The following is a 9,016-nucleotide window of genomic DNA, read 5'->3' as shown; positions in this document are numbered from 1 at the left end:
CCCGGGAAAGGCCCGCCCCGGCAACGATCTGAAAGACATCTGTCACAAATGCCGAAGTCGCGGGACGGCGCCGCAGGTATATTGGACCTATTTCCCCCATTGCCTGGCGCTCATCATGATCAAAGGTTCCTGCCTGTGCGGCCGCGTTGCCTACGAGATCAACGGTCCGCTCACCGATGCCCTCAACTGCCATTGCGTGATGTGCCGCAAGACGCACGGCGCGGCCTTCCGCAGCCGAGCGACGGTCCAGTCGAAGGATTTCGCCTGGACGCAGGGCGAAGACCACGTGACCTGGTACGCGTCGTCGCCCGGCAATTACCGGGGATTCTGCGAGGCTTGCGGCACACCGCTGCTCAGCCGCTTTGACCAGACGCCCGACGTCTACGGCCTGCCGCTCGGCGCGCTGGACGACGATCCGGGCGTCAAGCCCGAGGCGCATTACCACGTCGCCAGCAAGGCGCCGTGGTACGACATCACGGACGCGCTGCCCCAGCACCCCGGCGCCATGGACGAAGCCCCGGAGCACGAGCCGCAGGTATCGCCGCTGACCTTTTCGCACGGAAGATGAACCCACGTCCGGCTCCGGACTTCACAGGAGACTGATATGAGCGACTACGGCGTCGTACTGGACCCGACCACCTTGCAATTCACGCGCAGGCTGCCTGCAAGCGTGCAGGAGGTGTGGGCCTGGCTGACGGAATCCGACAAGCGCGGCCAGTGGCTGGCATTCGGCGACATGGACCTGATGGAGGGCGGCGGCGTCACCCTGCGGTTCCTGCATGCCGACCTGTCCTCCGTGCGCGAACCGACGCCCGAGGCCTACAAGCCCTACGAGGAAGGCCTGACCACGCAGGGCCTGATCACCCGGTGCGAACCGCCGCACGTGCTCAGTTACACCTGGGGCGGCTCGGCGGGCGCCCCGTCCGAAGTGACCTTCGAGGTGTCCCCTGAAGACGACGGCGCGCGGCTGGTGCTCACGCATCGCAAGCTCGCCACGCGGGATGACATGGTGGACGTGGCGGGCGGTTGGCACACGCACTTGAACGTGCTGGCAGCCCGTCTGGCCGGACGCGATCCGGGCCCCTTCTGGTCGGCCAACGCCGCCTGGGAAGCCGAATACCAGCGCCGCATCCCGCGCCGATAGAGTCGTTCAAGCGCAACTATCGCGGCCGAACCCGGGATAAAAGCTGGCTAAACCGCCGGCTTTGCAGTAACATAAACCCGTGATTTTTCCGCAAAAACCGGACTTCGGTCATCCTGCGTGCCAACCTGTAGCGCCCAAGAAAGGGCGCTACTGAATGAACGTCAGCGACGCGAACGAGATCCGGTTTTTTATTGGGGCTGCCCCTGTTGGGTGCACCCCGTCACTGCCCAGAACGCCGCTGCAGTCCCCGTGGCGCCCGGCGTTGCCGCAGACTCGGCAACCCCGCTTCATCCGGCAAGGTGCCCGCAGCACCCCCGCCGCGACCACCGCGCGCATCGCGCGCACTTACCTCAGGGCGCGAGTATCCGCCATTTCAGACATCCGCCCGGATGCCGTGGCCCATACCCACGCTTGCCCGAACGTTTTTTTGCGTTCAAACCGCTGGACCGGTTTATCCGAGTCCGACGCGCTTGCCGCCTTGCGCGGCGCGACATGCCGCAGGCATGCCTGCGCGTTTTGATCAAGGAGTAGAAGATGGCTAAAGAAGAACTCATCGAATTGGATGGCATCGTTGACGAAGTGCTGCCCGATAGCCGCTACCGCGTCAAACTGGACAACGGCATCGAAGTCGGCGCCTACGCGTCGGGCCGTATCCGCAAGCACCGCATCCGCATCCTCGCGGGCGATCGCGTCACCCTGGAAATGTCCCCGTACGACCTGACCAAGGGCCGTATCAATTTCCGCCACAAGGACGAGCGCGCCCCCACGATGCAGCGTCCCCAGCACCACCGCCGCTAAGCCGGCCGCCCGGGCCGGCTTCTTGCCGGCGCCCGGCTCCCTCTTTTCGCGGATCCTTAAGCAGGATTCGCGCACTGCCGTAATGCGTGGATCGCCTGTTCATGAAAGAATGGCGCTCCTCGCCTGGCGCAACGCCAGGCCGGATACGCACGAAGCACGATGGACCTGAAAGAAGAATTGCAAGCCGCCGCAGATCAGCTTGCCCTCTCGCGAAGACGTTTCGCAAAGGGCGAGGAAGGCCTGCGCCTGCTGCGCCAGTCGCGCGAGGCGTTCATCAACAGCCTGCGCAATACCGGCCTGACCTACGCCGAAGCCAAGACCAAGTACGACAACTGCCTGGACGACCAGGAAGCCGGTCAGCGCAACGTGCAACAGCAGATGGAATACGCCGAGCGCATGCACCAGTATGTGCTCAAGCGCATCGCGCTCGAGGCCGAGAAGGCCTGAGCGTCGCCGCCCCGTCAGAGCGGCACTCGTCAGAGCTTGAGCCCGTCAACCCTTGAGCGCGTCAAAGCCCATACGCGTCAGGGCTTGAACGCCCCGATGAAGATCGCCGGATCGATGCGCGCATCGTTCAGGCTGACGTTCCAGTGCAGGTGCGGCCCCGTTGCCCGCCCGGTCGCCCCCACCTTGCCCACCACGCCGCCGCGCGGCACCTCGTCGCCGACCTTCACCGAGATCGCCGACATGTGGCAGAACATGCTGACAAAACCCTGGCCATGGTCCAGGAACACCGTCTTGCCATTGAAGAAATAATCCCCCACCAGCACCACCACCCCGGCCGCCGGCGCCTTGATGGGCGTACCGGCCGGCACGGCGAAATCCAGGCCCGAGTGCGGATTGCGTTCCTGGCCGTTGAAGAAGCGGCGCAGGCCAAAGGGGCTGGACAGGCGACCGCCGTCGACCGGACGATCCAGGATCAGGTTGCTGGGCGTGACGCCCGCGCGAAAGCCGCGGTAGGCCTCGACCTGTTCGGCCAGTTCCCGCTCAATGCGCTTGAGGTCGTCCGGATTCGGATCCACCTGACGCCTGTTCTTGAGCGTGATGTGCTGCGCCACGTAATCCTTGGCGCCGACCGTGAACGCCACCTGACGCGTGCCGCCGCCGTCCTTGACCTGCACCTGTTCCTGGCCAGGCTTGACGGTAAGCGGAATGCCGACCACGGCGATCCACTGCTTGCCCGCTTCCCGCACCACCAGCACGGGCCGGTCCAGGTAGGTGACCTGGGGCGCGGCCGCGCCGTCGCCCAGGCTCAGCACGGCCACGCCGCCCGGCACGCGGGCGTCGAGCTTGCGGGTGATGTAGCTGGCCTGCTGCGCCCGCGCGGGCCAGGCCAGGCACACGGCAGCGGCGGCCAGCCCGGCGCGCAGGACGTCGCGGCGGTCAACCATGACGTTTACAGGCACAGGTTGGCCGGTTCAATGATGGTCTGGTCGCGGCGGGCAATGCGCGTCGACAGCCGCGCCTCGGTCTTGCCCTTCCAGTGCGTGGTCGTCAGGACGGCCTCGACGCCCAGGCTGCCGTGCAGGACGAGCTCGTACCCGTTGCGCACCGGCTTCTGTTCGAAGTTGACGTCCAGTCCCTTCCAGGCGTCCGCCACGCATTGCGTGTAGTCCTGGGCGGTGCGCTGCGTGGATCCGTAGAACACGGGATCGCGGTCGCGGACGTCTTTGACATTGGCGCAGGCCGTCAGGGCAGCCAGGGCGGTAAGGGACAGGATGGTACGAACCTTCATGACGATGAAAACTCTCGGTCAGCAGGGGTTGATCGGGGCGGCCAACTATACCGCACGGTCTTGGCGGGGCGAGGCCCCGCCATGGTGTGCCGCGACGGCCAGCCACCGCGCAAGGCGATGCGGCGTTGTCGCCCGCGCTACGCTTGCGCGGGCCGCCGGGCGGACTTGGGGCGGAAGGCCGCGATGACCTCGGGGCGCGTTTCGGCGTACGGCCCGCCGATGAGGTCGATGCAATACGGAATGGCGGCGAAGATGCCGGGCACCAGCACGGCGCCGTCGTCGCCCTTGAGTCCTTCCAGTGTTTCGCGGATGGACTTGGGCTGGCCCGGCAGGTTCACGATCAGAGCGGCATGGCCGTCCGTTTCGCGGATGACTGCCACCTGCCGCGACAGGATGGCCGTGGGCACGAAACGCAGGCTGATCTGGCGCATCTGCTCGCCAAAGCCCGGCATTTCCTTGGTGCCGACCGCCAGCGTGGCCTCGGGCGTGACGTCGCGCCGGGCGGGGCCGGTGCCGCCGGTCGTCAGGACGAGGTCGCAGCCGCAGCCGTCGACCAGTTCGATCAGGGTCTCGGAGATGCGGGCGGGCTCGTCGGGAATCAGCCGCTCCACCGCCTGCCACGGCGACACCAGCGCGCCGCCCAGCCATTCGCGCAGCGCGGGCAGCCCCTGATCCTGATAGGCGCCGGTGGAGGCACGGTCGGAAACGGACACCAGCCCTACGATGAGTTCGTCGGGGTGGCTGCGGGCGATACGGGCAAGGTCGGTCATGGCGTAGGAGAAGAATCCGGCGGTGAAGCGCCGCGGCGGCGGCAGGCGGCGCGGCGGGCCAGGGGTCCCGGACGGCCGCGCGACATCGATGCTATCGCATTCTGTTGGGCGGCATTCTGCTGGGCGGCATGCTGCGGGCGCGGGCGGGGTCTGAGCGGAGTGCGACCGGGGGGGCCGGAGTGGCCGGAGTGGCCGGGGCGGGCCGGGGGGCGGCCGGGACCAAGTGTCGCAAAAAAGGGAATCGGCGCACCGCCCAGGGTTTCCCGCGCTTGTTTGCGTCATGACCGCTGGATAACATCCGCTAACAATACCGCCCCTTTGTCCCGGCGCGACGCATTTTCGGGTTTCCCATGTTCAAACGCACCCTTCGGCAGCACGCGCTTGCTGCGGCGCTGGCCCTGTCCGCCGCGGCCGTGGCCGGCTGGGCGGCCCTGCACACGCTGGCCCTGAAGACCGAACCGGTGCCCGCGGCCGCACCCGGCATCTACATCCCCAACCTGGGCAATACGCTGGACGAACAGACGCGCAATCTGTCGCGGCTCAGCCAGGCGCTGCGCACGGGCGACCGCCTGGTGATCCTGGGGTCGTCCGAGCTCACCAGCAACGACCTGCGCTTCGTGCCCTACCGCTTCCTGGCCGACGAGCTGCAGATGCCCGTCCTGGCGTACGGCCATTCCGGGTTCCAGTCGCTGGGCATGCAGTTCGTGCTGGCGGCGCTGGCCGATGATCTGTCGCCGGCCTCGCGCGTGGTCGTGATGCTGTCGCCGGGCTGGTTCGACGGAGAGGGCGGATTGGGGCCCGACGAGTTCAAGGAGCACGCCAACCCGCTGCTGCCCCGGCTGCTGCGCCAACCCGATGGCAGGTCTGAAGTCTTGCGGTGGCTGGAATCCAAGGGCGACGCGGGCGTGTACTGGTCGATGGCGGCCGAGCAGGCATACGTGTTCCGTCAACGGCTGGCCAGCCTGTGGGCGCCGGCTTACGCCGCCCCCATTCCCGAACGGGAACGCGAAGGCCCCGCGGCGGCGGCGCGCGTGGTGGACTGGGACGCCCTGGCCGGTCAGGCGCAGGCCGCCGAGCAGGCGCTCATGACGGACAACCGCTACGCCGTGCGTGACGAATTCTTCAACAAGTACCTGCGCAGCATCCCCGAGGGCGGCAAGACCGCCTACCAGCGCCAGCCCCTGACCGGCCGCGACGAATTGCGCGAACTTGACGCGCTGATGGCGCTGCTGCACCAGCATCACGTCAATGCGCTGTTCGTCATGCAGCCGCTGCACCCGATGGTCTTCAACGACCTGGCCCGGTTCGACCCGATCCAGCAGCAGGTCGCCGGCCTGTGCCAGCGTTATGCGATGACCTGCATGGACATGTACGACGCGCCCTTCGAGGTCGGCACGCTGCGCGACGTGCAGCATCTGGGCGAGCTGGGCTGGCTGCGCGTCAACCAGAAGATCGCCGAGGTATTCCGCCCATGAAAAGAACGCTGTGGCTCTGCATGCTGTACCTGGGAATCCTGGCCGTGATGGTCATCCAGGCGGATACGTCCGCCAATCTGGGCAAGCCCATGGAGATCGAATTCCAGTATTCGAAGTTCTAAGATTTGGGGGCCGCTTCATTCAGGGACAGGTCATAAATCTGCAATAATCGGGGCATTCTCGCCGGAACCTCGCCCCCTTCCCCCATGTTCGACCTCTTCCACGGCCTAGACCTTTGGGTTGGCCTCAGTCTTGTGCTGGCCCTGACATTCGTCCTGGCCTTCGAATTCATCAACGGCTTTCACGACACGGCAAACGCCGTGGCAACGGTCATCTACACCAAGGCCATGCCGCCGCATCTGGCGGTCGTCCTGTCCGGCATCTTCAACTTCCTGGGCGTCTTGCTGGGCGGCGTGGGCGTCGCCTATGCCATCGTCCATCTGCTGCCCGTCGAACTGCTGATCAACGTGGACACCGGCCGCGGGCTGGCAATGGTCTTCGCCATGCTGGCGGCGGCCATCGCCTGGAACCTGGGCACCTGGTACTTCGGCATTCCGGCGTCCAGCTCGCACACGCTCATCGGCTCGATCCTGGGCGTGGGCCTGGCCAATGCGCTCATCACCGACCTGCCGCTGGGCGAAGGCGTGAACTGGGGCAAGGCCATCGACATCGGCCTGTCGCTCGTGGCCTCGCCCATCGCCGGGTTCGCGGTGGCAGGCCTGCTGCTGCTGGCGCTCAAGCGCTGGCTGCCGCTGTCCAAGATGCACAAGACCCCCGAACAGCGCCGCGCCATCGACAACAAGAAGCACCCGCCGTTCTGGAACCGCCTGGTGCTGGTGCTGTCGGCCATGGGCGTGAGCTTCGTGCACGGCTCGAACGACGGCCAGAAGGGCATCGGCCTCATCATGCTCGTGCTGATCGGCATCGTGCCAGCCAACTTCGTGCTGGACACCCACAGCACCACCTACCAGATCGAACGCACCCGCGACGCCGCCAACCACCTGATGGTGTTCTACCAGCGCAACGAAGCGCTGCTGGGCGATTTCCTGGCGCTGCGCCGCGTCGACATCCAGGAAGACCTGCCCGCCAATTTCCGTTGCGACCCCGCCCTGACCGTACCGACCATCATGGCGCTGCAAAAGGACCTGCACGGGGTTTCCAACTACGCCGACCTGTCCGCGCAAAAGCGCATCGACGTGCGCCGCTACCTGCTGTGCCTGGACGACACCGCCAAGAAGGTGGCGCGCCTGGAAGGCCTGCCCGCCCGCGAGGCCGCCGACCTGCAACGCTTGCGCGCGGACCTGACCGCCACCACCGAATACGCGCCCTTCTGGGTGATCGTGGCCGTGGCGCTGGCGCTGGGCGCCGGCACCATGGTCGGCTGGCGCCGCGTGGTCCTGACCGTCGGCGAAAAAATCGGCAAGCAGGGCATGACCTATGCGCAGGGCATGTCGGCGCAGCTGACCGCCGTGGGCGCCATCGGTCTCGCCAACGTCTTCAGCCTGCCGGTGTCCACCACCCACGTGCTGTCCTCGGGCGTGGCGGGCACCATGATCGCCAACAAGACGGGGCTGCAGGGCAACACGGTGCGCAACATCCTGCTGGCCTGGGTGCTGACGCTGCCCGCCTCGATGCTGCTGGCCGCCGGCCTGTTCTGGATCGGCGTACAGATCGCGGGCTGATCGCAGCCTGACCGATTCGGCCGTGCAGGCAATCTGCACGGCCGCTGCAACACTCTGGGTAGCGCGCCGGCCTATGCGCCCGCGCCCGGCGCCGTCTACGATGGCGCCATGACACCCTCATCCCCTACCCTGCATTACATCTTCGATCCGCTTTGCGGCTGGTGCTACGGCGCCGCGCCGCTGGTGGAGGCCGCCCGCGCCGTTCCGGGCCTGAACATCGAGCCGCATGGCGGCGGCATGATGACCGGCAGCAACCGCCAGCCGGTCACCGACGCCCTGCGCCGCTACGTCATGCCGCACGACGAGCGCATTGCGGGCCTCACCGGCCAGCCGTTCGGCGCCGATTACTTCGACGGCCTGCTGCGCGACAGCGGCGCCGTGTTCGATTCCGAACCGCCCACCACCGCCATCCTGGCCGCGCAAACGCTGGCGGGCCGCGGCTTGGACCTGCTGCACCGGCTGCAGCGTGCGCATTACGTGGAAGGCCGGCGCATCGCCGATCCTGCCGTCCTGCGGGCGCTGGCTGTGGAGATCGGCCTGGACGCCGAGGCCTTCGACGCTGCCTACGAACAGGCACAGGGCGCCGAGACTGCCGCCCACATTGCCGCCAGCCGCCGGCTGCTGGCGCAAGTCGGGGGCACGGGCTTTCCGACGCTGGCGCTGGAGCGCAACGGCGCTTTCACGCTGCTGGAACCCAGCCGGTACCTCGGCCGTCCCGAGCAATGGCGCGACCACCTGACGGCGCGCATCCAGGGCGGCGCCTGACGTCGGGGCTCAGGACTCTTCGATATCCCCGTCGCGCTGCAAAGCGCGGTGCATCGCCGGACGCTCACCCAGGCGTTCGGCGTACGCATTGAACACGGGCGTTTCGGGCACGATCTTCATCCGCATCATGTACTGCAGCGAGCCGCCCAGCACGATGTCCACAGCGGAGAACCTGTCGCCCAGGAAAAACGGCCGCGCCTGCAGCACCCGCGTCAGCACCTCTTCGACCTCGTCGGCCGACCCCCATCCCAGCGCGGCCTGATGCGGCGTCTTGAACGCCCGCTCGACCATCGCAGGCTCGAACACGCCCGTGGAATACGCCAGCCACGTCAGATAGGGACCGCGCTGCGGGTCGCCCACGACCGGTCCCAGCCCCGCCTGCGGAAACAGGTCGGTCAGGTACACCGCGATGGCGGGCGTTTCAAACACGGGCACGCCGTCATGCACCAGCGCCGGCACCTTGCGGTGCGGATGGATGTCGATGTAATCGGCAGGCATGTGCCCCGTGCTGTCGTGGCCGCGGATCGACACCATCTCGGTGTCGTAGGGCACGCCCAGTTCCTCGAGCAGCCACAGTATCCGGAACGACCGCGAACGCGGTGCGTGGTAGAGCGTAAGCATGGTCGGTCTCCTTGGGGGATCGAACC

At 67.1% G+C, this 9,016-nt stretch carries 12 protein-coding genes; 8 read left to right on the top strand and 4 right to left on the bottom strand.

Annotated features, from left to right (window positions below; genetic code table 11):
• The first annotated feature begins 115 nt into the window (after nucleotides 1-115).
• The 4 genes from B3098_RS17410 (at nucleotide 116) to B3098_RS17395 (ending at nucleotide 2,389) form a co-directional block, all read left to right on the top strand.
• A complete protein-coding gene (locus tag B3098_RS17410; protein WP_191575995.1) occupies nucleotides 116-568 on the top strand; it encodes a GFA family protein in 453 nt (150 codons plus the stop codon).
• 36 nt (nucleotides 569-604) lie between these two features.
• The gene (locus B3098_RS17405; protein ID WP_175125862.1) at nucleotides 605-1,144 is read left to right on the top strand and encodes an SRPBCC family protein; all 540 of its coding nucleotides are present in this window, start codon (nucleotides 605-607) and stop codon (nucleotides 1,142-1,144) included.
• A gap of 534 nt (nucleotides 1,145-1,678) precedes the next feature.
• Nucleotides 1,679-1,942: a translation initiation factor IF-1 gene (gene infA / locus B3098_RS17400; RefSeq protein ID WP_056570934.1), complete on the top strand. Its 264-nt coding sequence runs from the start codon at nucleotides 1,679-1,681 to the stop codon at nucleotides 1,940-1,942.
• A 159-nt stretch (nucleotides 1,943-2,101) separates the two neighbouring features.
• Nucleotides 2,102-2,389 carry a hypothetical protein gene (locus tag B3098_RS17395; RefSeq protein WP_175125861.1) on the top strand — a complete coding sequence of 96 codons (288 nt, stop codon included), beginning with the start codon at nucleotides 2,102-2,104 and terminating at the stop codon, nucleotides 2,387-2,389.
• Between the two features lie 77 nt (nucleotides 2,390-2,466).
• Here B3098_RS17395 and B3098_RS17390 read toward each other — a convergent pair whose 3' ends face one another.
• The 3 genes from B3098_RS17390 to mog form a co-directional block, all read right to left on the bottom strand.
• Nucleotides 2,467-3,333 carry a peptidoglycan DD-metalloendopeptidase family protein gene (locus B3098_RS17390; protein WP_279975374.1) on the bottom strand — a complete coding sequence of 289 codons (867 nt, stop codon included), beginning with the start codon at nucleotides 3,331-3,333 and terminating at the stop codon, nucleotides 2,467-2,469.
• 5 nt (nucleotides 3,334-3,338) lie between these two features.
• A complete protein-coding gene (locus B3098_RS17385) occupies nucleotides 3,339-3,677 on the bottom strand; it encodes a hypothetical protein (RefSeq protein WP_279975375.1) in 339 nt (112 codons plus the stop codon).
• A gap of 137 nt (nucleotides 3,678-3,814) precedes the next feature.
• Nucleotides 3,815-4,447: a molybdopterin adenylyltransferase gene (gene mog, locus B3098_RS17380; RefSeq protein WP_218343135.1), complete on the bottom strand. Its 633-nt coding sequence runs from the start codon at nucleotides 4,445-4,447 to the stop codon at nucleotides 3,815-3,817.
• A gap of 350 nt (nucleotides 4,448-4,797) precedes the next feature.
• Between mog and B3098_RS17375 the strand changes: the two genes are divergently transcribed.
• The 4 genes from B3098_RS17375 (at nucleotide 4,798) to B3098_RS17360 (ending at nucleotide 8,369) form a co-directional block, all read left to right on the top strand.
• Nucleotides 4,798-5,922, top strand: coding sequence for a D-alanyl-lipoteichoic acid biosynthesis protein DltD (locus B3098_RS17375; RefSeq protein ID WP_286898015.1), 1,125 nt, complete (start codon nucleotides 4,798-4,800; stop codon nucleotides 5,920-5,922).
• Nucleotides 5,919-6,044 (top strand): hypothetical protein, encoded by a 126-nt coding sequence (locus B3098_RS17370; RefSeq protein ID WP_255595213.1) that lies wholly within the window; start codon nucleotides 5,919-5,921, stop codon nucleotides 6,042-6,044. Before B3098_RS17375 ends, B3098_RS17370 begins: the two co-directional genes overlap by 4 nt.
• Before the next feature lie 84 nt (nucleotides 6,045-6,128).
• Complete coding sequence (locus B3098_RS17365) at nucleotides 6,129-7,604, top strand: inorganic phosphate transporter (RefSeq protein ID WP_175125856.1); 1,476 nt, start codon at nucleotides 6,129-6,131, stop codon at nucleotides 7,602-7,604.
• Between the two features lie 108 nt (nucleotides 7,605-7,712).
• On the top strand, nucleotides 7,713-8,369 hold the full coding sequence (locus B3098_RS17360) for a DsbA family protein (protein ID WP_279975381.1): 657 nt from the start codon (nucleotides 7,713-7,715) through the stop codon (nucleotides 8,367-8,369).
• 9 nt (nucleotides 8,370-8,378) lie between these two features.
• Here B3098_RS17360 and B3098_RS17355 read toward each other — a convergent pair whose 3' ends face one another.
• The gene (locus B3098_RS17355) at nucleotides 8,379-8,990 is read right to left on the bottom strand and encodes a glutathione S-transferase family protein (protein ID WP_175138198.1); all 612 of its coding nucleotides are present in this window, start codon (nucleotides 8,988-8,990) and stop codon (nucleotides 8,379-8,381) included.
• Between the last annotated feature and the right edge of the window lie 26 nt (nucleotides 8,991-9,016).

The organism is Achromobacter sp. UBA2119 (assembly GCF_002331005.1).
Lineage (GTDB): Bacteria > Pseudomonadota > Gammaproteobacteria > Burkholderiales > Burkholderiaceae_B > Achromobacter > Achromobacter animicus.
Note: the sequence above shows the minus strand (reverse complement) of the source record. Positions and strands in the feature narration are given on the sequence as shown.

Excerpts from the sequence above, each read along its gene's own strand:
- B3098_RS17410 (WP_191575995.1), top strand. The coding sequence starts at position 116 with ATGATCAAAGGTTCCTGCCTGTGCGGCCGCGTTGCCTACGAGATCAAC.
- B3098_RS17405 (WP_175125862.1), top strand. The coding sequence starts at position 605 with ATGAGCGACTACGGCGTCGTACTGGACCCGACCACCTTGCAATTCACG.
- infA (WP_056570934.1), top strand. The coding sequence starts at position 1,679 with ATGGCTAAAGAAGAACTCATCGAATTGGATGGCATCGTTGACGAAGTG.
- B3098_RS17395 (WP_175125861.1), top strand. The coding sequence starts at position 2,102 with ATGGACCTGAAAGAAGAATTGCAAGCCGCCGCAGATCAGCTTGCCCTC.
- B3098_RS17390 (WP_279975374.1), bottom strand. The coding sequence starts at position 3,333 with ATGGTTGACCGCCGCGACGTCCTGCGCGCCGGGCTGGCCGCCGCTGCC.
- B3098_RS17385 (WP_279975375.1), bottom strand. The coding sequence starts at position 3,677 with ATGAAGGTTCGTACCATCCTGTCCCTTACCGCCCTGGCTGCCCTGACG.
- mog (WP_218343135.1), bottom strand. The coding sequence starts at position 4,447 with ATGACCGACCTTGCCCGTATCGCCCGCAGCCACCCCGACGAACTCATC.
- B3098_RS17375 (WP_286898015.1), top strand. The coding sequence starts at position 4,798 with ATGTTCAAACGCACCCTTCGGCAGCACGCGCTTGCTGCGGCGCTGGCC.
- B3098_RS17370 (WP_255595213.1), top strand. The coding sequence starts at position 5,919 with ATGAAAAGAACGCTGTGGCTCTGCATGCTGTACCTGGGAATCCTGGCC.
- B3098_RS17365 (WP_175125856.1), top strand. The coding sequence starts at position 6,129 with ATGTTCGACCTCTTCCACGGCCTAGACCTTTGGGTTGGCCTCAGTCTT.
- B3098_RS17360 (WP_279975381.1), top strand. The coding sequence starts at position 7,713 with ATGACACCCTCATCCCCTACCCTGCATTACATCTTCGATCCGCTTTGC.
- B3098_RS17355 (WP_175138198.1), bottom strand. The coding sequence starts at position 8,990 with ATGCTTACGCTCTACCACGCACCGCGTTCGCGGTCGTTCCGGATACTG.